Origin of the sequence: Coxiella endosymbiont of Dermacentor marginatus, from assembly GCF_907164955.1 — a bacterium.
Taxonomy (GTDB): domain Bacteria; phylum Pseudomonadota; class Gammaproteobacteria; order Coxiellales; family Coxiellaceae; genus Coxiella.
The window spans coordinates 800372-826241 of sequence record NZ_OU015521.1 but is presented as its reverse complement, the minus strand read 5'-3'; the positions used below and the strand labels follow the sequence as shown (position 1 = coordinate 826241).

Below are 25870 nucleotides of genomic sequence, written 5' to 3'. Positions count from 1 at the left end.
AGACATACCTTGGATATTTCTTTAGGAATTTACTAGTTATCTTCACTTAGTTAATTTAAAGTAATCGTTACTTTCATCTTTTTAATAATTTCTGAAAAGGTAGAATTAGAGATACTAATGATTATGAGATATGTTCTTGGCATTGAAACATCATGTGATGAATCAGCAGTAGCAATCTTTGATGGGAAACAAGGATTGTTAGCACATCGTCTCTACAGTCAAGCTTCTTTGCATAAGCAGTATGGAGGCGTAGTTCCTGAGCTTGCTTCAAGAGATCATATTCGAAAAATCCTACCTTTAGTTGAAAAAACACTCGAGGATGCCAAGCTAGTAAAAGGGGATCTTAATGGTATCGCTTACACAAAGGGTCCCGGTTTGATTGGTGCGTTAATGGTAGGAGCTTCTATCGCGAAAAGTCTAGCTTATGCTCTGTGCTTACCTGTCATAGGAGTACACCATATGGAAGCTCATTTAATGGTAGTACAGTTAGAGAAGAACACGCCTGATTATCCCTTAATTGCGTTGTTGGTTTCAGGAGGACATACGATGCTGGTTTTAGTAGAACGACCAGGTCGGTATGAAGTTTTAGGTGAAAGTGTCGATGATGCGGTAGGAGAAGCCTTTGATAAAACGGCAAAGTTGATAGGATTACCTTACCCTGGGGGCGCCGCTCTATCTCAATTAGCTAAAGAAGGTAACCCAAATCGGTTTTATTTTCCGAGACCGATGATAAAACAACCTCATCTTAATTTTAGTTTTAGTGGTTTAAAAACTCATGCGGTTAATTGCTTTAAACAATATGGAAATGAAAAGCAAACGCGGGCTGATATTGCTTGTGCTTTTGAGGAGGTAGTTGTTGATGTTTTGGTGTGTAAATGTCTACGTGCCATTAAAAAAACATGTATTAATACTTTGGTCTTGGCAGGAGGCGTAGCAGCAAATAAAAAATTGCGCCAACGTTTAAATGGAGTTATAGGTAAACAAGGGGGAAAAGTTTATTATCCTCGTCAGGAATTTTGTACCGATAATGGTGCTATGGTGGCTTATACCGGATGGTTAAGACTCAGTACAGGCAAGCATGAGGATGATAGGAGTATCCAAACTAGGCCTCGCTGGCCAATGAGCGAATTAACCGAAATTTCTCTTTCCTAAAATCGAATTTTTCTTTCGTTGCCTTTACGTAAACGTTGGATATTTTCCCAATGTTTCCATATCACAAGAATCGCAATCAATGAAGCAGGGAGAAAATAATCAGTATGAGCACCAATTATCATATATATGGGTGCTGCAGTAACAGAGACTAACGCGGCCACAGAGGAGTAGCGAAAGAGATAGGCAATAATAAGCCAAGTTGCAATAAGAAATAAATCGATCCAAAAAGACAAACCTAAAAAAGCACCCAATATTGTAGCGATACCTTTGCCACCTTTAAATTTAAAATATAGTGGAAAGATATGCCCAATAATTACCACTAAAGCTACAAAGGCCAAATTTACTCCATATACACCTAAAAAACGAGCAATAAAAACAGCAGTTAATCCTTTTAGGGCATCACCTAACAATACGTAGAGCGCTGCTTGTTTTCCTGCTACACGTAGCATATTGGTAGTGCCAGGATTTCCTGATCCAATTGTTCGTGGATCAGGAAAACGCATGAGTTTTGCAACGATAATTGCAAATGAAAATGAACCAATGAGATAGGCTAACATGATACTGATAAAAAATACCATATTTTTAATCCGTCACTTAAAAAGTGAAATTATTATATCGATTGTTGTTAGAATGTCCGCCAAACACTTCTAGGTGTTAGTAGAGTGTTAGCAAAAAAGCATTTCTTTTAGATTTTTAATAAGAAATGCTCTCGGTAATGGCGTAATTCTTCGATGGAATCTCGTATATCTTGTAAAGCTACATGCTGGGACTCTTTAAGAGAACCTTTCATTATCCTAGGAGCCCAACGCTGCACGAGAATTTTTAAGGTCGTTACATCCAAATGGCGATAATGGAAAAATTGATCCAGATTAGGCATATAACGATTTAAAAATCGTCGATCTTGGCAAATAGAATTACCACATAAGGGTGATTTTTTAGGCGGCACATAATTTTTAAGAAAATCTAATGTTTCTATTTCAGCTTGATTCTCAGTGATACTGCTTCTTTTCACTCGATCAATTAAACCAGAATTAGTATGATGATAGGTATTCCAATTATCCATCATATTTAATAATTCAACGGGTTGATAAATGGCAAAAACGGGTCCTTCCATAGTGATGTCGAGATCGCTAGTGGTTATTATCGTTGCAATTTCGAGAATGCGATCCTTTTCTGGATGCAGGCCTGTCATTTCTAGGTCGAGCCAAATAAGATTATCTTCATGGAAAGTCATGGGAGTGAATTTAGTCTCTTCAAGCGTTTTGATTTGCAGTATAGCAAAATACTTATCATTTGACTACCTTCGCCTTGGATCTTTTCTTAAGTTCTTAAAAGTGTTCATTGGTGATTCTATTTAAAACACAGCCTCAACCTATGTGGGAGGCATTAATCCGAAGGAAAATGGCTTTATAATCTTTGGCTATTATGCTAATTAAGAGTTAAGAACCTTTAAACTAAAAGAAAACTAAGATTTAATGCTATAATACCGTTTTATGTTTGATTTGATAATGGACATATAAAAAACATGTTTTTTTATTATATTACTCTCATTGAGATTGAACAAAGATGAAATTGCAAAAACAAGTTTATTTAGAAAGATATTCGGAATTTAGAACCTCTTTATAGGATATTATCGCATAGATTCAGTTCCCACCCCAGCTCTGATAAAGAGGAAAATAGAGGCCTAATTTAACAGGTTGACCTTCTATCAATTGAAAAGATTGGAATGAGGTGGTAAAACCCATCGCCCTTTTGGATCAGATAAGGTCAAACGAATAACTTTTTCAATTAAGGTTACTGAGGCATTTAATTAAAGGAGACGAAATTTCTACCTGAAGTAGTCGACGTTTGATAAAGGTTTTGCTTCTTAAAATTCGTTTTTCACTCTAGAATCAATCCCTTCAATCGAAATTTTTTCCATAAGTTGATGCATAGCTGTGCCACCATTATCTGAAATTGATCCCCGCGGGGTTCAAAAGAGAACGATTTTGCGACCAAAGGGGGCTCTACTGTTGAGTGTATCAATCCGATCAATCCGTATATGAAAATTAAATGACCCGGTTTTTAAATCGGGTCATTTCGTGTTGACTTACATTGAAAGAAGGACGATTTTTTTCAAGCAGTAGAGCCATGGTTGATTAAATATTTAATTCGTTTTTTTCTCCACATAGAAGAAGAATGAATCCGATTCGGAAAAAATAGATAATTTATACAGTTTTATCTAACTGTGCTATTTAAACCAATTCGAGATTGTTCCAATGGTTTTACTTTATAACCGTATTTTGGTAAAATCTTGAATTGGATTGGCTTTGTAATATTCTACTTCCACCTTTTATAAACTCTCCTTCTTAGAGAGAAGGTAATTGATTATCCTATATTTTTTCAATGTGTTTGCCTTTAGATAATTATTTATTCAATTTTTCTAAAAAAGGCAGATATAATTTCTTAACAGTCTTCTGTGGAAAATTAAGAATGAGATAGCTTGGAGATGATTGGACGTCTCGATCTTACAAGACGCGCTTAAAGTAATATTTGAGGCACTATTTATTAAACGTTTTAAATTTTTAGGGCAAAATTCGTTTCATGTTTGAAAGAAGAATGAGGTATTTGATTTGGAAAATAGTTTTTCTGCCTAGTTTCCATAATAATTGCAAAGCATATTTTCACACTTGAGGAGAAATGACAAAATCGAGTTTAGCAAACTCTTGTAACATTTCGTTCCAACATTCTAACTGTTGGTATTCTTTATTGTTCATTAAAAGTTGTCAGGCCACCTTAATGTAGAAAGTTCTTTTATAAAATGTTTTGTCCGATCTTTTAGAGGGAGGGTCCTGATAGGTCGTTCGAGAGACATCCATTGTTGATAACGAATTTTAAATGTAGAAGTGGGAAACTTTTTTTACAGCTTATCCAAATGATATAAAATAAACGTCGTTCAGTTGCCATTGTTTTATTTCTCGCAATTTTACATCCAGCATGGCAGCAAGATAGGCATCATCACCCACGCTGTTAATATGTGGTGAGAAAAAAAGTGTACTTAATTCTGTGACATTGATATGAAATGGGTTTAGTGTGAGGATTTTTAAGCATCGTTTTAACCACAGGAAAGTGAGTCAATGATTCACTAGCAGAGATATTAAAATATTTATCTGATCCAAATATATTTTGGAAAATGCGGTAGATTTTTAAATGGTATTCGGTCAGGATAGGTATAATGCAACCAATCTTTTTTGAAAGATTTATTTGCCGTTCTTCGTAGGCACATTAGGCCATTGCTTCAATTTCTGCTTCGCGTTCTTTGAAACTAAATCGTTTAATATAGTTTTATTGTCGTTGGCGATTTAAATAATATAAAACAGTAGTTTTCTTTGCAAGTGCATCAAAAACTGTTATATCTTGGCACAAGTTCATTAAATCCTATGAGAATAATTTTTTGAGGTAAATTTAAATTGGAAACTAGTGCTTCTAACTGTTTGGGTAGTTCAACTGTACTAATTAATTTTTGTTTTTTGAGTTCAGCTTCAAATTGGAAGGCCCATTGAATAAAACGCCAGAATTCACTATTTACTTCGGCTTAAAATCCTTTGAAGATAAATTCTAAGCTTTATTAATTACCATGTTTTCTTTTTAAGATTAGCTATCTGACGAGAAATTCTTAGGATTTTTTGTCAAAGAACTTTTTCTTGGAAATCGCTAAGCAAAAAACCTTGAGTAAGCTCACAATGCCGCTAGAAATGAGAAATCTGAGTATTTAAAGGTAAAACCGTTGGTCTTGTCTTAATCAGGTTTTTATCCTAGCCTTAATTTGATGTGAGTATATTGCTCTTGCAAGTGATAGCTTAAACGGCAATTGGCAATTAACACAATAACATCTTTATTCAATTAGGTAATAACTCACGATACATTGGGTCAATTTTCATTGAAGTTTATTAAAAAGCTGTTAAATTACTAACAGATTCATGGATAATAAAAAATCTGCCAAACTTTCTCAAATTGCTTGATATGAGATTGTTCCAAAATATTTAGTACATCAAAAAATAAAACCAAAGTGATCCTCATGTATTTCACTTTACTATCATGAACATCCTTGACAGTTTTAGAGAATTAATTTTAATAAATTAATTCAGTGAGTTATGCGTAAAAACGCGAATTAACTAATTACGTTCATGGTCTTAAATGATAAAATTAAGATTAATTAAAAACACTTTAAATCAGGTGTATGATATTTTTGTTTTGCTTTACATGCAATCACTTTTCTTAATCCAGAATTATTTTCTGCTGAAAAATAGGGGTTCTCATTGTGGTACATTATTATATGCCCTCTACTAAAGAAATAATTGAAAAAATAATTGGTTACGCTAATGAGCATTCACCGAGAAACGAAATTAGCTTACTTGTTAAATTTATTCGACTTTTTTATATCAATGTTTCAATGGAAGATATTCAGCAGCGTTCTATTGCGGATTTGTATGGGATGGTTAACTCCCAATGGGAGTTAATGTTTCGTCGCCGACTTAAAGAAACAAAAATTCATTTATTTAATCCTAATTATAAGTATGATGGTTGGCAATCTACTCATACGATTATTCAGGTTATAACTGATGATATGCCTTTTTTAGTCGATTCTATTCGTATGGAAATCAATCGATTAAGTCTTACCACTCATTTGATGATCCATATAGGGGGTATTAAAGTTTTCCGAAACAAAAAGCATCAAATTAATGATGTACTTGCTTACCATGTGGAACATCATCAAGAGAGTTTCTTAGAAGCACCGATTTATATGGAAATAGATCGACAAACAGATCCTAAGGTATTAGCAGACATTCAACATAATATTTGTCGAGTTCTAAGAAATGTACGTGTAGCTGTCAAAGATTGGGGACTAATGCAACAACGGATTCAAGAAGCCATTGAAGATTTAGATCCAAAAAAAATGGTTCAACATCCGAAAGAAATTAAGGAAACTAAAGAATTTTTACATTGGTTGCTTGACAATCATTTTACCTTTTTAGGTTTTTGTGACTATGAAATGGTTGACGAAGAAAAAGCACAAGCTTTGCGGTTAATTCTTGGTTCAGGCTTAGGTGTTCTACGTTATCGCGAGCGCAGTAAAATGCTACGACAATATTCTGATTTACCAAAAACTACACAAAAAATAGTATTAGCGACTGATCATATATTAATTATGTCAAAAACAAATACTATGTCGACTGTCCATCGACCTACCTATACAGATTATATTGGAGTTAAACGCTTTAATGAAAAAGGAGAATTAATCGGTGAACGTTGTTTTATTGGTCTTTATACATCGGATGTTTATCGATCAGATCCCCGAGCAATACCTATTATTCGTCTCAAGGTAGAATCCGTTTTGAAACGCTCGCGATTACCCGTTAGAAGTCATGGTGGAAAGGATTTGTTGCATATATTGGTCACACTACCAAGGGATGACTTGTTTCATGCGACCACCGATGAATTATTTGAATGGGCAATGGGGATCCTGCATTTACAAGAACGCCGTCGAATCCGTTTATTTATGCGAAAAGATACTTACGATCGTTTTATGTCTTGTTTAGTTTACGTACCGCGTGATAATTTTACCACAGATTTAGTGATGCACATGCGAGACATTTTAATTACAGCGTTTCAAGGTCTAGATGTTACATTTACCACTTATTTTTCTGAATCAATATTAGCTCGTATTCATTTTGTCATTCGTATTAATCCGAGACGTTTGCTCAAATATGACGTGAAGGAACTGGAAGAAAAATTGGTTGCTATCGGTGTTTCTTGGGAAGATGAATTTTATAAATATGCACTGGAGTTTTTTGACGAAGAGAAGGGGAATGATATTTTTTCTCGATATCGTCGTGCTTTTCCGTTCAGTTATCGAGAACAATTTAAAGCTCAACAATCAGTATTTGATGTAGCCCACATTGAAAAATTATCAAAAACTCATCAATTAGAAATGAGTACCTACCGACCAGGAGGAGTAGCTAAGGATGTTATTCGCTTTAAACTGTTTCGCCCCGATTTTACTGTGCCTTTATCAGATGCATTACCCATGCTAGAAAACATGGGTTTACGTGTTGTAGGAGAACAACCGTACGAATTAACATTTCCAGATGGGCATAAAGTTTGGATTAATGATTTTCTTATGACTTATGCTAAAGAACCCAAGTTTGAAATTGAAACTGTTAAAACAATTTTTCAAGAGGCTTATGAAAAAATTTGGTTTGGAGTGGCTGAAAACGACAGTTTAAATCGATTAGTCTTAGAAGCTCAATTGACTTGGCGAGAGATTTCAGTTTTTCGTGCTTATATGAAATATTTTCGGCAAGTGGCTTTTACTTTCAGTGAAGGGTATATAGCAGATGCGTTGGTTGATAATCCTCAAGTTGCACGGCTCCTCATTGAATTATTCAAATGTTATTTTGACCCTAAAAAAATATCCGAACCTAAAGAACAGATAGAAAACATCGAACAAAATATTCAAAAAGAATTGGACGCCGTAGCTGTCCTCGATGAAGATCGAATTTTAAGACGTTATCTTGATTTAATTCATGCCACCTTACGTACAAATTATTTCCAACTGAATGAAGAAGGAAATTTAAAATCTTATCTTGCTTTTAAACTGGACTCTGCAAAGATTCCGGATATGCCTTTACCTCTTCCTAAATATGAAATATTTGTTTATTCACCTCGGTTTGAAGGTGTGCATTTACGCGCTGCTAAAGTGGCGCGGGGAGGAATTCGTTGGTCGGATCGGCGAGAGGATTATCGAACAGAAATACTGGGTTTAATGAAAGCCCAGCAAGTTAAAAACTCTATTATTGTGCCGGCAGGGGCGAAAGGGGGGTTTTATCCAAAATGTTTGCCCTTAGAAGGAATTCGCGAAGAAATTATGCAAGAAGCAATTTTCTGCTATCAGAATTTTATTCGTGGCCTCTTAGATTTGACGGATAACTTAAAAGACAATGCAATTATTCCACCCTATAATACAGTTTCTTACGATGGACCAGATCCTTATCTCGTAGTTGCCGCTGACAAAGGTACAGCGACATTTTCCGATACTGCTAACAGTGTAGCAATTGAAAAGGGTTATTGGATGGGGGATGCTTTTGCTTCAGGAGGATCAACTGGTTACGATCATAAAAAAATGGGCATTACGGCAAGTGGTGTGTGGGTTGCAGCAAAGCGCCATCTCCAAGATTTAGAAATTAATTTAGATGAATCAGAAATAACTATAGTTGGAATTGGAGATATGAGTGGAGATGTGTTTGGCAATGGAATGTTATTGTCAAAACGTATTAAATTAGTAGCAGCTTTTGATCATCGACATATTTTTTTAGATCCGGATCCTCAACCGGAGCTCAGTTATCAAGAAAGGTTACGATTATTTAATTTACCGCGTTCCAGTTGGGATGATTATAATCGGGCCTTATTATTCAAAGGCGGAGGAGTTTATTCTCGGGCAGCTAAAGCGATTCAGTTATCATCAGAAGTAAGAATCCTCTTGAATATTGAAAAAGAAATAATAGTACCTAATGAATTAATTCGCGCTATTTTAAAGGCACCAGTGGATATGATCTGGAATGGTGGGATTGGTACTTATATTAAATCAAGCTATGAAAAAAATAATGATGTTGGTGATCGCAGTAACGATAATTTGCGTGTAGATGCAAAGAATGTTCGCGCACGAGTTATATGTGAAGGAGGGAATTTAGGAGTTACTCAATTAGGTCGAATTGAGTTTGAATTAAAAGGAGGGAAAATTAACACTGATTTCATCGATAATTCCGCGGGCGTAGACTGTTCCGATCACGAAGTAAATATTAAAATTTTATTGAATCAGATAGTAGATAGCGGAAATATGACAGAAAATCAACGTAATCAGCTATTGGCTAGCATGACAGATGAGGTAGCTCGATTAGTTTTACAAAATAATTACTTCCAAAATAAAGCTATCAGCCTAGCGTCCTATTTGACAGTACAGGATTTAAATTTGAATATACGATTTCTTAACGCCCTTGAACAAGAGGGAAAAATTAATAGAGCCTTGGAGTTTCTGCCGGATGATAATGAGTTGCTTGAGCGTCGAGCAGCTGGAGTAGGATTGACTCGACCTGAATTAAGTATTCTTTTTGCCTATAGTAAAAATATTTTAAAAGCGAAAATTAAAAAATCTGCATTAGCAAAAGACCCATATTTGTCTCAATATGTAAGCTATGCATTTCCTAAACCACTACAACAGCGATTTGCTAATCAAATGAAGAATCATTATCTTGCTAAAGAAATTATCGCTACACAGCTTAGTAATCAACTTGTTTCAATGATGGGTATTACTTTCATTTATCAAATGCAAGATGAAATGGGTGTTTCAGTTTCTTTAATTACACGTGCCTTTGTAGCAGCTTTAAAAATATTTAGAATGGAAGATTTACTGAAAGAAATTGATATTTTGGATTATAGGGTGAATCCTACCGTCCAATATCAAATTAATGTAGACGCTATTCGTCTAATCCGTCGAGCAACACGTTGGCTATTGCGTAATCGTCGAATAAGCGATCTTGATATTGCTTCTACTATCACACATTTTCGAGATCACGTTACAGCGATATATATTCGTTTACCTAAGTTATTGTTAGGAGCTGACAAAATGGCAATGGATGAACAAAAAAGAGCTCTGGTAAGTCAAAATGTTCCATTAGAATTAGCATTGCGTATAGCAGGTACAGCTCCGCTTTTTCACGCGTTAAATATTGTGGAGGCAGCAACTACTCATCACGAAGAAGTCTTTCGTGTAGCAAAAATTTATTTTATGCTGGTGGACCGATTAGATTTATTATGGCTCCGTAAAAGAATGAATGCTTATCCTGTCGATGATCGATGGTCAGTTTTAGCGAGAGCTGGATATAAAGGTGATTTAGATTGGATTCAGAGAGAACTAACTGTCCGAGTCTTACTGGATACAAAGGCGCGCAGTATACCAGGAAAAGTTAAAGAATGGTTTACCCGACATGAAACCATAATCCGGCGTTGGCAAGCAATTTTAGCAGCCATGCGTAATACAGATAAAAAAGACTTTGCTATACTCTTCGTAGCTATTCGTGAGCTGTTTGATTTAGCAGCAAGCGCAACAAAAGAATCATAAGGATACTTTATACACTAGACTTATAATTAACGGAGTAAAGATGTATTGTTTAGAAGCTGGTTATTGGAAGCCGGTTTTTGTTTATGGAATCATAAAATCCATCTTTTTTATGGTGTAATGTTTTTTCTGTTTTATCCTGGATATCGCGCGCGCATCATATCTCTCTACCTCATATCTCTCTACCTCATATCTCTCTACCTCATTAAAGTGTGAGAATTGAAAACCTAATGTTAGTCAGTTATACAGTTTTGATCACGTTTTATATTAATTACTTTATTGAAACCTTCTAAAAATATAAGTTGTCTATGGATAGAGCTTGGTAATCAGGTTCGATTACACTGGACATATACTGGAGATAATGCAAATGTTAAGAAATTTAGTATTCTTTAAATCTCAATTCACTTTACAACAGCTTGAAAATATTGTCGTTACTGGTTAAAAATTAGTTACTTTATTGCTCCTCTTTTAACAAAAAACTCGAAACCATGATGACAGTATGCTTAGCTGGAACCGTCGTGTTGGCTGAAAAACTCCCGACAAATAAAATCGCCAGGTAAGTGAAAATAGTCTAGCTAATTTAAAAAACGTTGAATTTTAAGATGTATTACATTTTATACAAGAATTTACTCCTAACATCGTTGCGTGAAAGACACAAAAATGGTAGTAATAAATAACCTTAAATAGTGATTCAATCCTTGCATTTCTATAAAAATACCCCTAAGATTTTTAAGTGGCGTTAATTCATCAACTTGAAAGGATCAAAATTATGAGTAAAAAAAGTATTTTTATTGCTTCAGCTATTGCTGCGGTCGTTCTTTTGAACGGTTGTACTTCACATGAGCCCGTTCCGATGACCCATTCTGCTTATCAAACAGGTCCAAACACGAAATTAAATCCTATTCATCATCATTGTATTCATTGCAATCACAAACAGTAACCCAATATCCCCTCTCGCCTTTGTCTTTAAAATAGGGTGAGAGTGGGAGCTAAAAGTGAGTATAAATCTTTTAAGTTTTTTTATTGAAAAGTAGATTGTTGTGGCTTTTTATGTAATTGATTCTCTTTCGTCTTTAAAAGCAATGGTCTCTAGGTCGGTTGGTATTTCCACTTTTTCAATTTTATGAAATCGGCCAGTAATTTTTTTAGAAGATTTATGTACTTCTGTAACACCTTCATAAGCCATATCGATATATCGTGATACATTATCCATCCGTTTTTGGAAACGATCAAAATCTTTACTAAGAGCAATTAAGTGCTCCTGAATAATATGAACTTGTTTACGAGTAGCTGCATCTTTGAGAACAGCACGAGCCGTGGTTAATATGGCCATCATGGTTGTCGGTGATACTATCCATACTCGGAATTTATAAGCAGTTTCCACTAAATCAGGGTAGTTAGAGTGTATTTCGGAAAACACTGCCTCTGCAGGAATAAACATAACAGCCCCATCAGCTGTTTCTTCAGGAATGATATATTTATCAGCGATATCTCGAATGTGTTTTTTTATATCGGCACGAAATCGTTTTTCAGCATTAATATGATCACTTTCAGTTAATTGAGTGTTGTGAATTTGTTGATAGTTTTCAAGAGGAAATTTTGCATCAATTACAATAGTTCCTGTTGGTTCTGGTAAAAATAAAATGCAATCACAACGTTTACCATTCGTTAAAGTGTATTGTAATTCATAATTAGACTTAGGAAGCATATTGTGAATTAGATGAGTGAGTTGTACTTCCCCAAAAGCACCACGAGAACGTTTATCGGATAATATTTCCTGCAAACTTACAACATTACTTGATAGTTCGGTAATTTTTTTCTGAGCTTCATCAATAATTGTAAGTCGTTTGATAACATCTGTGAACGTTTCAGTAGTTTTTTCAAATCCCTCTGCTAATTTACGATCTACCTGTCCGCTAATTTCTTTCAGACGCTCTTGAGTTTCGTAAGTAAGTTTATCCACACGGTTTCCTAAATTTTCTACGTGCATGGTAAGGGTGGCATCTACTTGTTCACGAACACTTTGCATATTTTGCATTAAACTATCTTGAATCAGTTTTAGACTCTTTATTTGATATTCATCAAATTGCTGTCGTTGTCCGTTTTGTTCTTTTTGCTGCTGGTTAATAAGAAATTGGATAAAATTTCTCTGTTCATCCACTTGCTTTAAACGATCTTGAATAATGATTAATTTTTGATCGATTTCTTGATGAAGATGAGATTGTTGTCTTATTGCCTGATAAATCAAAATTCCCATTCCTATCAGAATGATAGTAGAGGTTCCAATAAACAACATTGACTGCAAATTCATCTTTGATATAATATCCAAATTTTAGAAGATTGTATGCCCGGTATGGAGTATGAGCCTTTATTCCGAGGCTAATAGGGTTATAAAAATATTCTAAAAGACTTCAGTACAAATGTGGGTTGAGCATGCTAGTAAAGCGTGGTCAAAACAGATACCTTAGAGGTTTTGTGCTGGAAAGTGAATTGTAAAAGTAAGTTTTTAATACGGGTAAGAAATATCTTCTCTCTATAAAAGGATTCTATACGTGAGTACTAATTTTGAATCAATCCTATTGAAAAATGTCGGGACAGCCTGCAGTTCGAAATTGAACTGTTCCCTGTAGCCTATTTCTGATATAATAGCCCTAATAAATCCAAATTATAAAGGCAATAGGCTTTTTCAAAGCCTTGCTGTTTGCCGTTTATAATTGAACGGCAAATTAGCTATAGAATCAGTGAGAAGTAAGTAATTAATGTTCAGTGGGAGTTTGGTTGCTATTGTTACTCCTATGAAATCAAGCGGAGAAATTGATTACAAGAGTTTGAAGCGGTTAGTTGATTGGCATCTGGCAAGCAATACTGATGGATTGGTTATTCTAGGTTCAACGGGTGAAGCTCCGACAATCACTTTTACAGAACGAACAAAAATCATCCAGCAAGTAGTTAATCAGGTTAATAAGGAAATACCAGTTCTTGTGGGTACTGGCTCTAATTCGACCTCTCATACTATCAAGCTTACTCAACATGCAATGAAATCCGGCGCTGACGCAGCATTAATAGTTACTCCTTATTATAATAAACCTACTCAAGAGGGGCTTTTCCAACATTTTAGAACAATATCGGAGGCTGTACCTGTTCCTCAAATACTTTATAATGTGCCTTCTCGAACCGCTTGTGATTTATTGCCTAAAACAATACAGCGATTAGCCAAATATTGCCACAATATAGTTGGCATTAAGGAAGCGACAGGAGATATTGGACGAGTTAAACAATTATTACAAGAGACTAATCAATTAGATTTATTCAGTGGAAATGATAATACGGCAATGGATTTTATATTATCAGGTGGTAAGGGTGTGATTTCTGTGATTGCGAATATTTTGCCGAAGCAATGGCATACTTTGTGCATGGCAGCCATTTCTGGTAAGGTTGAGGCTGCAAAAAAATATAATGATGAGCTATTATCCTTACATAGATTACTTTCCATTGAAGCAAATCCTATCCCAATTAAATGGGCATTAACTCAAATGGGGATGATTCCAAATGGTATTCGTTTGCCATTAACCTCTCTTAGTGAAAAATACCATAAAAAAATGCGGAAGGTGATGCATCAAATAGGTATAAAGAATTTATTGTAGATAACTCAAAATTCTTGATTTCAGAATTTCAGGGTAATACGGCGGTGTTATTTGATAGAAAAAAATGGAAAAATTAGCTGAAAATGGGAAAATGAATAATAAAATGTACTCATGTTATATAAGCATTATTAAATAAAGATGCAAATCCTATTCATTTTGAAATTCTTTTCATCTAATGAATCTTTGATTCGCCATTTTAAAATAATTTCTGGAATATATCATGCAGAGTATTGTCACCGGCAGTTTATCTTGCTGTTTGGATATTGAAAATAGCTGCTGTTAAACTCAACCCCTGTATAAATTCTTTTGAAGAATGGTGCCTTATATAATTAATTTAGTGAGAATCATGCTGTAAATTTGATACAATTAGTCATGCTCACTATATTTAGGATGCAAAAATCAAAGAACTCTTCGATTCCGTAAGAACTTAAATTAAATGCTAAATTCTTAAGAATAAGTGGATTGTCGATCACTGGTCCCTGACTAATCTTTGTTTCTGATGATGTGGGATTTTTGAGAGATCTCACAGCAAAGTCTGGATTGCTGATTAGTTTCTATTTTTATAAAATGACTATTTTTGGAGAGGTACCGAAGTGGTCATACCGGCACCGACTCGAAATCGGCTGAGGCCTTTACTGGCCTACGCGGGTTCGAATCCCGCTCTCTCCGATATAGATTTTTCATTGTTCTCAAAAATCACTTAATTTAGCGTTGAGTTTCTCATGATAGTAATCCAATAGTTAAACCAGGGAATGGACTAATGATAAGAGGGTTTAACTCTGTAGAACTCCCGAATGGAAGAGGGTTCAGGGGCCCCGTGTGGGCCGCCAATAAAATTATAGATAAAGGTTGCTACAGCTGATCCGCTTTATTTCCAACTAAATTAATTCTGAGTAAAGATTAACGAGTATTTGGGTTCCTATAATCTACCGATTTTATATGGATCTTTTAACTTCAAAAAAGCATCGTTTACTAACTATAAAAACTATTTAATTTTTAACTGCCAATAGTTAGATGTGTTCATGTATAAGAGATCGGGATAAGAGAAATTACGATTTAATTAATAAAACTAATTGATGAACAACCTTGCTATGATTAGCTAAGAGAAAAAAGGTAACCTAATTATTTTGTTATAATTTTAGAATTAATAAAATCAATTAATAACAGTTTTTATTAGCTTAATAAGTGAAAACTTAAAAAAGTGCTCATTTTCTTTGTATACATAAGGATTTTTATCGTGATTAAAGCGTGTAAAATAATTCTCTTCTAACATAAGCTAGATATCATTAAAATGATCTTAATTATTGCTAAAGTATAAATATCGTTAAATAAGTAATCAATCGATAAGTAGAATAATCACTATTCTAAGTCCAAGACAAATAGTATAAAGTTTCACATTGACGGTATAATACTTCGAATTATCCAATGATTATGGTAATTAGTTACAAAAATTAGCGATCTGCATTTAGCGGAATCTTCCAGAGCTTTAAGAATTGAGCATTAAGAGTAACCATATCGATTATTTTGTCAAAATTGTGATTATGTTTAAACAAGTAACCTATTTTATGAAAAAGATTTTCATAAAATAATTGTAGTATTAGTCTTTTTATAATTTAATTTTATAATATAACTCTATTATAATTGAGGTTTTTATATCTATACGTTTTTGAATACCTATTTTTTTAGCTCTCGCTTGTATACAGAATTCTTTATTCTTCAAAAGAATAGATATAGGTCCACAGTTTGTGAAGGTATATTGTGTACACAGACAAATTTCTTAAACCTCCAAGGATATTCTCGCCTCGTATAGTCTTCTTTTTAAAGATAAGCTTAGAGGACTGAACGTAAGTTGGAGGTTTAAGAAATATCGTTGGTTAATTCAATAAGAGAATAAGTTAAAAGACAATATCAATTTAGTTACAGGAATGTGATGTTGATTTTATAGAAGCTCATAGCTAAGCTTAATAGTATGGGCCGTAATAATTGACAGGAGATCATTTCATGACGTATCAACATATTCAAGTTCCTGATCAAGGTGAAAAGATTACCTTTAATAATAAAGGTAGCTTGCATATACCAAACCAACCAATTGTTCCCTATATAGAAGGAGACGGTATTGGTGTAGATATTACTCCGGTCATGAAAAAGGTTATCGATGCAGCGATAAAGAAAGCTTATAAAGGAGAGCGCAAGTTAGCATGGATGGAAATTTATGCGGGTGATAAAGCTAGAAAAATATATGGAAAAGAAATTTGGTTGCCCGATGAAACTTTTGAAGCGATTAAAACGTATCAAGTAGCTATTAAAGGTCCTCTTACTACGCCTGTCAGTGGCGGGATTCGCTCAATAAATGTAGCACTCCGTCAAAATTTGGATCTCTATGTTTGTCTTCGTCCTATTCGTTATTTCAAAGGTGTTCCAAGTCCGGTCAAGGAGCCTGAAAAAGTAGATATGGTTATTTTTAGAGAAAACTCAGAAGATATTTATACAGGCATCGAATGGAAAGCAAAAAGTCCAGAAGCTATTAAACTTATCGATTTCTTACAAAAAGAAATGGGCGTAAAGAAAATCCGTTTTCCAAAAACTTCAGGTATTGGCATTAAGCCTGTTTCTCAAGAAGGAACGAGCCGGCTCGTTCGTCGGGCGATTCAATATGCCATCGATAATGATCGAGATTCTATAACGCTTGTTCATAAAGGAAATATTATGAAGTTTACAGAAGGGGCTTTTAAAGATTGGGGCTATGAGGTGGCTATTAAAGAATTTGGTGCAAAACCGTTAGACGGTAGCCCCTGGTATTCATTCAAAAACCCAAAATCGAGTCAAACTGTAATCGTGAAGGATGTAATTTCTGATGCTTTTTTACATCAGACTCTTCTGCGACCAGGCGAATATAGTGTTATTGCTACATTGAATTTAAACGGTGATTATATTTCAGATGCCTTAGCAGCAGAAGTGGGTGGAATTGGTATCGCCCCAGGCGCAAACTTAAGCGATAGAATTGGTTTGTTTGAGGCGACTCATGGAACGGCTCCTAAATATGCAGGACAAGACAAAGTTAATCCTGGTTCTTTAATTTTGTCAGCTGAAATGATGTTACGTTACTTTGGTTGGAAAGAAGCAGCAGATTTAGTCATTAAAGGAATTAAAGGAGCTATTGAAAGCAAAACAGTGACCTATGATTTTGCCCGTTTCATGGATGATGCTAAAGAGGTAAGTACCTCAAAATTTGGAAAATCCATTATTAATTGTATGTAATAGTATGTAAGTAGTATGGAGCTTTTTCACCAAATTTTCTAGAAAGAAAAACTTAAAGAATGAGTTAAAATAGGATTACTTAATTAAGAAATGAGAACAAGGAATTATAGATTCGTGACAAAATAGATTAATTACCACGGATAGTCAAAGCTTTTGACATAGAATTGAATATGCTTATCTGTATTCTAAATCACGCTTTTCCAAGGTTATGAGATAAGCTTCATGAATTATTATCCTCGAACATCATTTTATAATATCTAATGTTATATTGTCTTAACTAAGAGATAGTGACAGAAATTAAAAAGCTTATACAGTTTAGTTCTTAAGTTAGAAGACAGTATAAATACATATTGCTTAAAGTGTTATCTATCTTCTATTTATTGAGAATTTGATAATTTCTTTTCAAGAAATTATATCTTTATTGAGCTGTTTTCAAAAATTGGTATGAAAGAGTCTTTAATTTGGTTTATATTTAGCGAAGAAGCCATACGACTATCATACACTTATTAAAGTGAAGGGAGATAAAGGATTGCAATATGCTGTTTTTTAGATGATTTAGATAAAATTGAGTATTTCTGTTATGACCCTACTCTTACTTTAAGAACTCGATGAAGAACACGAAATCGCATTAGACACAACGAAGTTACTCAACACTTATATATAACTAGTTGAAAAGGATATTATTCTTCTAGAGGGGTAGATTTCTTTCCTGCTTCACGATAGACAATCCGACCTCGACTTAAATCGTAAGGAGTCAATTCTACAATCACCTCATCACCTGTTAAAATACGGATATAATGTTTGCGCATACGTCCTGAAATATGAGCTATAACGATATGATTATTTTCAAGTCTAACTCGGAAAGTTGTGTTAGGAAGTGAATCAATTACTACCCCTTTCATCTCAATAGATTCTTCTTTTGGCATAATATTTCATTCTTCTAAGCTAAATGAAACGATCAATATGCCTGAGATAATGTCTTTAATCAATAGATTTTTATAATCAATGGGAAGATTAAAATCTTTTCTTATAATTCAAAACAGATCAGGTGATACATGTATCTTAACATTGTTTACTGGAATTAAATAAAAGTAATGTGGATCTTAAAACGCTTTACTCTCACTTAATAAAAATATGATATGCTATAATTAGACAAGTTAATTCAAACTAAGTATTTTCTTAAAAAAGATGCTAAGAGAAACTAAGAAATTAGTAGGTTGGGTTTATTTAAGTAATCTATTAAATTTTTTAATTTTTTAGAGATTTAATTAAAGATTCGGTTATTTGGAAGATAAATAAAGAGGACTGATAATAAAGGTGAAACTTTTGACAGCTCCAATGTATAGATTAAAAAGAATCTTCAAAAAAAAATTTAGATCGTTTAGTCTGTGATATCATTAAAACTATCAAAGGAGAAGTCTTAGTTTATTAAATTTCTATAAAAATCTCATATGAGATTTTTATAGAAATGTTAAGTAAAATTTTCATCAACTATTAATAGTTGATTATTTAGGATTGAGTGAATTTCTAGTCGAGGTAGACAGAGATGTCACTGTGCGGTCTTTTCGAATTAATTAATTATTAAAATCTGGTTATAAGAGTGTATTAATTGATGATGGATACTATGTTTTTAGTATTTGAATCAAAGCATGCCGAAAGAATTGGCATATCGGCTGATAAAATCAATAATCTTCACGAAAGTATTAAAATATGTTGATTGAGAGATCTATTTTCGAACTTTGATAGAATGGTTTCTTTTTTTGATGCTATTAGCGAAAAGTAACTCTGATAGAAGAGAACATTCGAGGATCTCTATCTACGAGATATAAATTGGTCAGAGAAGAAAAAAGAAATGTATTAGATCGTGAAAGAGAGAGATTTAGTTCATATAAAAACACTAGCGTTGATAAACATCGATTACCTCTAAATATAAACTTCAAACAACAAGAAACATAGCGACTGTATATAGATGAAAAGACAAATGTAGAGTTCAAAAGAAGGATTCAAAGGAAGGATTTCATGTCTCTATAGAAAGACTATCTAAATAGCGTTCAGCGTCTAAGGCAGCCATGCAACCTGTCCCAGCGGCAGTGATGGCTTGGCGATACACGTGGTCAGTTACGTCGCCTGCAGCAAATACACCGAGAATGTTAGTAGCAGTTGCGCTGCCCTCTAAGCCTGATTTAACACGTAGATAGCCAGATTCATCCATATCTAGTTGGCCCTTAAAAATTTTTGTATTTGGATCATGACCAATAGCAATAAATAAGCCATCAATGGGGATTTCATGAGTTCTTCCATCTAGAACATTTTTAAGACGAACACCAGTGACGCCTTGATTATTTCCGAGAATTTCATCGACCACATGATTCCACTTAATGAAAATATTTCCTTCTTCTACTTTTTTCATCAATTGGGCAGTAAGCATTTTTTCAGCACGTAATTTATTGCGTCGATGAATGAGTGTCACATGGGAGACAATACGAGAGAGGTAAAGAGTTTCCTCTACAGCTGTATTTCCTCCTCCTACGATAGCTACTTTTTTCCCTTGATAAAAAAAACTATCGCAGGTGGCACATGCTGAAATACCCTTACCTATATAAACTTTTTCAGAAGGCAATCCCAAATAGTGGGCGGAGGCTCCTGTAGCTATGATTAAAACATCACATGTATAAATATCATTACTACCAGTGAGAATAAAAGGACGTTCTTTTAAGTTAGCTTCATGAATGTGGTCAAAAATGACTTTGGTACCAATACGTTCCGCATGCTGTTGCATTCTTTTCATAAGCTGTGGACCTTGCAGTCCTGGTGCTTCACCTGGCCAATTATCTACGTCCGTGGTATTTATTAATTGCCCACCCTGTTCAATCCCAGTAATTATGATGGGTTTCAGATTAGCACGAGCTGCATATATCGCTGCAGTATAGCCAGCTGGGCCTGAGCCTAGAATGATAAGGGAATGATATTGTTGTCCATTCATTGATTTCATTTTTTAGATATTTGCTATCGAATTATTCGAACTATAAAATTATTCAAAAGATAATACTAATCGCAATGAATCAATAGCGCTAGCATTTATTTAACAACAAGCGTGATTAGAACGGTGGGATTTATCCCTTATACAAACAGTAGATGAAGCAGATATTTTACGGTTTTATCTATCTGTCATCGATTTAGGTGAAGGAGTTCCGATGAAGAGAGATAAAGAGTGTAAAACACCTAAGAAGAAAATAGAATCTAGCTCGCGGATGCATTTACGTTATCGTTTACGCGAAGGATGTTTTATTTTGATATTCGCTTTTTCCGTTTTTCTCCTTCTTGCTCTTTTAAGTTATCATCCGTCAGATCCTAGTTGGTCACATAGCGTGGCGATTAAAAAAGCGGCTAATAATGTCACAGGAAAAGTGGGGGCGTGGATTTCTGATTTTCTTTTATGCACATCTGGATATTTAGCCTATCTGTTTCCTTTTATGTTTTCTTTTTCTGGATGGATTTTCTTTCAAGATCAGCATAAAAAACAGCCTAAGTCTATTGTAATATGGTCTTTAGTTTTTTTGCGTTCCTTTGGTTTTTTATTGTTATTACTAGCAGGCTCTGCACTAGTTAATATTCATTTTCCTTGCTCACCGCTCTCTCATATTCCTTTTAATGCAGGAGGAATGCTTGGGACATGGATAACAGAGTTTCTGCTACCTGTATGCAATAGGGTAGGGACTAAATTAATTCTATTCACCTCTCTAATGATTGGAATCACTTTATTTACTGGCTTATCTTGGTTTCAATTTTTGGGATTTTTGGGTAAAAGTTTAATGAAGATAATAAAGCTAACAAAAGAAAGGCTACAAGTAATTTCGTGGAGGGATCATCTATTTTCTAAGGTATCACTTAGAAATAATAAGTTGGCGGTTACTATTCCACAAATCAAATTGGTAAAATCTGCCATTATTCCAAAGCCACAGGAAATAAATGCTAAACCAAAAATTACTAAGATTACTAAATGTCCTACATTAGAAATTATGTATACAGATTTTAAAATACCTTGTTTTAAAGGTTCTTCTATTATTCCAGATCTTTCTTTACTAGAAAAATCTATCAAAGATGATGAGACTTCTTATTCTACAGAAGCATTACAGCAAAGATCTAGAGAGCTAGAATTGCGCTTGGCAGATTTTGGAGTTCAGGCTCAGGTGGTGGCTGTGCATCCTGGACCTGTGGTAACTCGTTTTGAATTAGAACTAGCTGCTGGAACAAAGGTAAATCGGGTAACGAACTTAGCGAAAGATTTGGCTCGTTCTTTATCAGTGATTAGCGTACGAGTGGTTGAAGTTATTCTAGGTAAATCAGCTATTGGTATTGAACTTCCTAACAAAGTTCGGGAGATAGTTACATTATATGAAGTTTTGTCTTCTAAACAGTACCAACATGCGCGATCTAGTTTAACGTTGGCATTGGGGAAAGATATTGCTGGTCATCCGGTTATTGTTGATTTAGCAAAAATGCCCCACTTATTAGTAGCGGGCACAACAGGCTCTGGTAAGTCTGTTAGTTTGCATGCCATGTTGTTAAGCCTTCTTTATAAGGCCACTCCGAAACAACTGCGATTAATTCTTATTGACCCTAAGATGTTAGAGCTTTCTATTTATGAAGGTATTCCACACTTACTCACCCCAGTAGTAACCGATATGAAAGATGCTGTTTCGGTATTGCGGTGGTGTGTAGCCGAAATGGAGCGGCGTTATCGCCTTATGGCTTCGTTAAGGGTACGTGATATCCTTAGTTATAATACCAAAGTAATCAAAGGGGAGACAAGCGAAACAAGAGCGCTTTTGTTAGATCCTCTGCAAATCACTGAGGAGGATGAGCTAAAGCTCCAAGAATGGCCTCAGATTGTAGTAATTGCGGACGAATTTGCTGATATGATGGCAGTGGTTGGAAAAAAAGTTGAAACTTTCATTGTTCGTCTGGCGCAAAAAGCTCGGGCAGCAGGAATTCATTTAATTTTTGCAACTCAGCGACCTTCAGTAGATGTGATTACTGGATTAATAAAAGCTAATATTCCCGCCCGGGTTGCTTTTCAAGTTTCTTCTAAAATTGATTCGCGTACTATCTTGGATCGACAAGGTGCAGAACAACTATTAGGCCATGGAGATTTACTTTACTTGGCGCCAGGGACAGGAGTCCCGATGCGGGTCCATGGTCCTTATGTTAAGGATGAAGAGGTGCATCGTGTAGCGGAGTATTTGAAAAATAGCAGTGAAACTAATTATATAGAAAAAATTCTTGATGAAATAACAGTTGAGGATCTAAGCGGATTTACAGAAGCTTCTTTGAAGAACAGACCTACAAAAGAAGCGCAGGATCCTCTTTACAACAAAGCTGTAGAGTCGGTTATTCAGTTTCAGAGGGCTTCTGTATCGAGTATTCAACGTCGCTTTAAGATTGGGTATAATCGAGCTACTAAAATCATTGAAGCTATGGAAATAGCTGGTATAGTCAGCCCCATGAGAAATAATGGAACTCGCGAAGTGCTTGTATCATCACAGGAATGAAAATAATTTAGAATGTTTTTAAAGGTTCTAATTTTAATGAGTTTGCAAAAAAAATCAGCTTTTAAAATTATTTAAATTAATACGATACACATTATAAAAATAATCTAACTTCAACTAAGTCAATTGTTATTCAATTTTCATATTAACCAGAGGTGCTATTGAGATAAAAGTTATAGTAAAAAAATAACCAAAAAACCGGGACGTTTTTAGTGGAAAATGCAACTGCACTAATCAAATTTATCCTCACTGATAGAGGAAAACTTTATGGATTTATAATAAAGATTTATCTTAAGCTACTTAATCAACACACTAAACATTAGCAAAATAAATATTAGTCCTGCGTTTTGTTATCCGGTTCTGTAAATAATTTAAATAATTTAAAAATCTTATTGTAATAAGTTTAACTAGTGATGAAGATACGGATATATCCCATATGGGAAGATAGTTTGTAAGTTCCACTGTATCGATTAGTAATATGTTTTTGCTTAGTTGGTTGTCTTGCTTTGTCAAGCAAATGTTTTTATAGAATTATAGTTGTCTATTTTTTTCTCTGATGTTATCTTTAGTGTTATCTTTTTGTTTCAATCGCATACTTACAATGTAATGTTGCTCTTGCTAATATCGGCACTTCTTTGGTATTGTCATCTACACAGCGACTGCTTGAGATTTTTGATTTTTGATTAGGCTAAGCAGTTATTTTCTGAGGAACTTATCGTGCTAGATCCTAAATTGTTACGCCAAAATTTAGATGAAGTAATAGAAAAATTACATCTCCGCGGTTTTGAATTTGATAAAAAAAAATTTTTAGAGCTTGAAGAGAGACGAAAAGCTTATCAAACAGAAACCCAGTTGTTACAGACTCAACGTAATCAATTATCAAAAATGATTGGAATGGCTAAGTTGAAAGGTGAGGACGTTGTGCTTTTAATGGCTAATGTTTCTCAGTTGAGAGATCAATTAAATCGATACGAAATTTTACTTGATACTATTAAAAAAGAACTATTAGAATTTCAATTATTGCTTCCTAATTTACCTCACGATTCTGTTCCTGAAGGAAAAAGTGAAAACGATAATAGAGAAATTCGCAAATGGGGTGATCTGCCTTCTTTCAATTTTTCTCTTAAAGACCATACCTCTTTAGGAGAAAGTCAATTAGATTTCAAATCTGCAGCTAAATTATCAGGCACTCGATTTGTTGTTTTACATGGTGGATTAGCCCGCATGCAGCGCGCTTTAGCGCAATTTATGTTGGATTTGCACATTGAGAACCATGGCTATCAAGAGACATATGTTCCTTATTTAGTTCATGAGAAATGTTTATACGGTACAGGACAATTACCTAAATTTCGGGAAGATCAATTCAAAATAGCAGGAGAATGGAACTTTTTTTTAATCCCAACAGCAGAAGTTCCTTTAATTAATTTGGCGCGAGATAAAATTTTTGAAAGTGATCAACTGCCTAAAAAATGGGTAGCTCAAACGCCATGTTTTCGAAGTGAGGCGGGTTCTTATGGAAAGGATGTCCGTGGAATGATCCGCCAGCATCAATTTCAAAAAGTAGAACTTGTTCAATTAGTAAAGCCAAAAAATTCTTACAAGGCCTTAGAAGAATTAACCAGACAGGCCGAAAAGGTATTACAGTTTTTAAAGCTTCCCTATCGAGTGATGGAGCTATGTGCCGGTAATTTGGGCTTTTCTGCCACTAAGACTTATGATTTAGAAGTTTGGTTACCAACCCAAAAACGCTATCGTGAAGTTTCTTCGTGTAGCAATTGTGAGACCTTTCAAGCTCGTCGAATACAGGCGCGTTGGCGAAATACTGAGACAAAAAAGCCTGAATTACTTCATACGCTCAATGGTTCGGGTCTTGCTGTAGGGCGTACTTTAGTTGCCATAATGGAAAATTACCAGAAAGCGGATGGTCGCATTTACGTGCCAGAGGTATTGAAGCCTTATATGGGCGGGATAAATTATTTATCAGTTTCTAATTAAATCCTCTTCCGATTTTAATCTTCATTGAGTAGGAAGCAGCCGCCGGGACCCTTTTTTCTCCCAATCCATGGATCATAATATCCTAAAATAATAACTCCTCAGTTTCTATCAACATTGGTAATTACTTTAACTTTATATGTGTGCTTATACGAAGATTACCGTATAATGAATGCAGCGGGATAGATAATCAACTAGACAGATAAGAACATTCTCTATCCCTTAAAGCTCAAAAATGGGGAAGAGATAGGGAATTCCTTTACTTCAAATAATCTTGAAGGGAGTGGAATTGTTCTAGGGACGATATTCTCTTTTGTGTCAATATAAAACTCTAGGGAGATGTATTAACTTGGAGAGATGGCAGAGTGGTTGAATGCGACGGTCTTGAAAACCGTTGAGGGGATATTCCTCCCAGGGTTCGAATCCCTGTCTCTCCAACAACTGTAAACATCGAGCTTTTTTGATTCTAAAGCCTATTTAGAAACACTTCTAACAGAGTTTAGGCATATACCAAAGAAAACTCCACCCAGAAGACTCCAAGTAAGGAAAATCTCCCATATGTAGAAAATCGAGCAAGAGGTAGTACAAGACCGGATCAGTAATTACTTTCACTTTGGTTTAGATAGTAAAAGTAAATTCGAATAATGATGGTACAAGTTTATGTTATTTCAACCATTAGAATTTTTTTATAGTTAGAACTTTTTTTTACAGTCTTTCTAATTTCATACAAATTATATGCCATTACTGAGATGATAAATTTTATTTTTACCTTTTCTAGCTACTTTAGAAAAAATTTCTCTGATCGGATTTTATCGTGGATCTCAAAAGCTCTAAGTTATTAGAGCTTATCCATAAATAGGACTAGTTCGTTTGTGAAAATTTAGCGTTGCGCCAAAAATTATTCAAGATATATTGAAGAATTAAACGTTGAAGAAGTGCTTTATTATCGTAATCAGATGTGTCAGCTGGCCAGCGCTTTAAAAGTAGACATTCATTATGCATTGAAAAAATAGGCTATTAGACTTGCGATTTTATTTATTCGAACGACAACATTATTTGGACGCAAAATCTTTTTCCAATACGCCTAAGAAGATAATGATGCTGACAGTGTTAACAAATTT

12 protein-coding genes and 2 tRNA genes are annotated in these 25870 nt (G+C 34.6%); 9 read left to right on the top strand and 5 right to left on the bottom strand.

The window, feature by feature from the left end:
- Nucleotides 1-123: 123 nt before the first annotated feature.
- On the top strand, nucleotides 124-1152 hold the full coding sequence (gene tsaD / locus ONG85_RS03230; RefSeq protein ID WP_264435491.1) for a tRNA (adenosine(37)-N6)-threonylcarbamoyltransferase complex transferase subunit TsaD: 1029 nt from the start codon (nucleotides 124-126) through the stop codon (nucleotides 1150-1152).
- Here the strand turns inward: tsaD and plsY are convergent.
- Both plsY and orn read right to left on the bottom strand, forming a co-directional pair.
- Nucleotides 1149-1730 (bottom strand): glycerol-3-phosphate 1-O-acyltransferase PlsY, encoded by a 582-nt coding sequence (gene plsY / locus ONG85_RS03225; RefSeq protein ID WP_264435490.1) that lies wholly within the window; start codon nucleotides 1728-1730, stop codon nucleotides 1149-1151. The genes tsaD and plsY overlap by 4 nt on opposite strands.
- 107 nt (nucleotides 1731-1837) lie before the next feature.
- Nucleotides 1838-2386: an oligoribonuclease gene (orn, locus tag ONG85_RS03220; protein ID WP_264435489.1), complete on the bottom strand. Its 549-nt coding sequence runs from the start codon at nucleotides 2384-2386 to the stop codon at nucleotides 1838-1840.
- 3081 nt (nucleotides 2387-5467) lie between these two features.
- Between orn and ONG85_RS03215 the strand changes: the two genes are divergently transcribed.
- Both ONG85_RS03215 and ONG85_RS03210 read left to right on the top strand, forming a co-directional pair.
- Nucleotides 5468-10309 (top strand): NAD-glutamate dehydrogenase, encoded by a 4842-nt coding sequence (locus ONG85_RS03215; protein ID WP_264435894.1) that lies wholly within the window; start codon nucleotides 5468-5470, stop codon nucleotides 10307-10309.
- A gap of 766 nt (nucleotides 10310-11075) precedes the next feature.
- Complete coding sequence (locus tag ONG85_RS03210) at nucleotides 11076-11246, top strand: hypothetical protein (protein ID WP_264435488.1); 171 nt, start codon at nucleotides 11076-11078, stop codon at nucleotides 11244-11246.
- Nucleotides 11247-11354: 108 nt separating this feature from the next.
- Here the strand turns inward: ONG85_RS03210 and ONG85_RS03205 are convergent, their stop codons facing one another.
- On the bottom strand, nucleotides 11355-12617 hold the full coding sequence (locus ONG85_RS03205) for a DNA recombination protein RmuC (protein ID WP_319640520.1): 1263 nt from the start codon (nucleotides 12615-12617) through the stop codon (nucleotides 11355-11357).
- Nucleotides 12618-13065: 448 nt separating this feature from the next.
- Here ONG85_RS03205 and dapA point away from each other — a divergent pair, with 448 nt between their 5' ends.
- The 3 genes from dapA (at nucleotide 13066) to icd (ending at nucleotide 17208) form a co-directional block, all read left to right on the top strand.
- Nucleotides 13066-13950, top strand: coding sequence for a 4-hydroxy-tetrahydrodipicolinate synthase (gene dapA, locus ONG85_RS03200; RefSeq protein ID WP_264435487.1), 885 nt, complete (start codon nucleotides 13066-13068; stop codon nucleotides 13948-13950).
- 579 nt (nucleotides 13951-14529) lie between these two features.
- Nucleotides 14530-14619 (top strand) — tRNA-Ser (locus ONG85_RS03195).
- Nucleotides 14620-15951: 1332 nt separating this feature from the next.
- Nucleotides 15952-17208 carry an NADP-dependent isocitrate dehydrogenase gene (gene icd, locus ONG85_RS03190; RefSeq protein ID WP_264435486.1) on the top strand — a complete coding sequence of 419 codons (1257 nt, stop codon included), beginning with the start codon at nucleotides 15952-15954 and terminating at the stop codon, nucleotides 17206-17208.
- A 680-nt stretch (nucleotides 17209-17888) separates the two neighbouring features.
- Here the strand turns inward: icd and infA are convergent.
- Both infA and trxB read right to left on the bottom strand, forming a co-directional pair.
- A complete protein-coding gene (infA, locus tag ONG85_RS03185) occupies nucleotides 17889-18134 on the bottom strand; it encodes a translation initiation factor IF-1 (protein WP_264435485.1) in 246 nt (81 codons plus the stop codon).
- A gap of 1091 nt (nucleotides 18135-19225) precedes the next feature.
- The gene (gene trxB / locus ONG85_RS03180) at nucleotides 19226-20191 is read right to left on the bottom strand and encodes a thioredoxin-disulfide reductase (RefSeq protein WP_264435484.1); all 966 of its coding nucleotides are present in this window, start codon (nucleotides 20189-20191) and stop codon (nucleotides 19226-19228) included.
- A gap of 211 nt (nucleotides 20192-20402) precedes the next feature.
- Between trxB and ONG85_RS03175 the strand changes: the two genes are divergently transcribed.
- The 3 genes from ONG85_RS03175 to ONG85_RS03165 all read left to right on the top strand — a co-directional run bounded on the left by ONG85_RS03175 (nucleotide 20403) and on the right by ONG85_RS03165 (nucleotide 25186).
- Nucleotides 20403-22760, top strand: coding sequence for a DNA translocase FtsK (locus ONG85_RS03175; RefSeq protein ID WP_264435483.1), 2358 nt, complete (start codon nucleotides 20403-20405; stop codon nucleotides 22758-22760).
- A 714-nt stretch (nucleotides 22761-23474) separates the two neighbouring features.
- Entirely contained in the window at nucleotides 23475-24752 is a 1278-nt protein-coding gene (serS, locus tag ONG85_RS03170; RefSeq protein ID WP_264435482.1) for a serine--tRNA ligase, read from the top strand.
- A 348-nt stretch (nucleotides 24753-25100) separates the two neighbouring features.
- Nucleotides 25101-25186, top strand: a tRNA-Ser gene (locus ONG85_RS03165).
- Nucleotides 25187-25870: the final 684 nt, after the last annotated feature.

What these genes read in the sequence shown, in the direction of transcription:
- infA (WP_264435485.1), bottom strand. Translation starts at nt 18,134, where the DNA reads ATGCCAAAAGAAGAATCTATTGAGATGAAAGGGGTAGTAATTGATTCA.
- dapA (WP_264435487.1), top strand. Translation starts at nt 13,066, where the DNA reads ATGTTCAGTGGGAGTTTGGTTGCTATTGTTACTCCTATGAAATCAAGC.
- plsY (WP_264435490.1), bottom strand. Translation starts at nt 1,730, where the DNA reads ATGGTATTTTTTATCAGTATCATGTTAGCCTATCTCATTGGTTCATTT.
- icd (WP_264435486.1), top strand. Translation starts at nt 15,952, where the DNA reads ATGACGTATCAACATATTCAAGTTCCTGATCAAGGTGAAAAGATTACC.
- ONG85_RS03215 (WP_264435894.1), top strand. Translation starts at nt 5,468, where the DNA reads ATGCCCTCTACTAAAGAAATAATTGAAAAAATAATTGGTTACGCTAAT.
- trxB (WP_264435484.1), bottom strand. Translation starts at nt 20,191, where the DNA reads ATGAATGGACAACAATATCATTCCCTTATCATTCTAGGCTCAGGCCCA.
- ONG85_RS03205 (WP_319640520.1), bottom strand. Translation starts at nt 12,617, where the DNA reads ATGAATTTGCAGTCAATGTTGTTTATTGGAACCTCTACTATCATTCTG.
- orn (WP_264435489.1), bottom strand. Translation starts at nt 2,386, where the DNA reads ATGACTTTCCATGAAGATAATCTTATTTGGCTCGACCTAGAAATGACA.
- ONG85_RS03210 (WP_264435488.1), top strand. Translation starts at nt 11,076, where the DNA reads ATGAGTAAAAAAAGTATTTTTATTGCTTCAGCTATTGCTGCGGTCGTT.
- ONG85_RS03175 (WP_264435483.1), top strand. Translation starts at nt 20,403, where the DNA reads ATGAAGAGAGATAAAGAGTGTAAAACACCTAAGAAGAAAATAGAATCT.
- tsaD (WP_264435491.1), top strand. Translation starts at nt 124, where the DNA reads ATGAGATATGTTCTTGGCATTGAAACATCATGTGATGAATCAGCAGTA.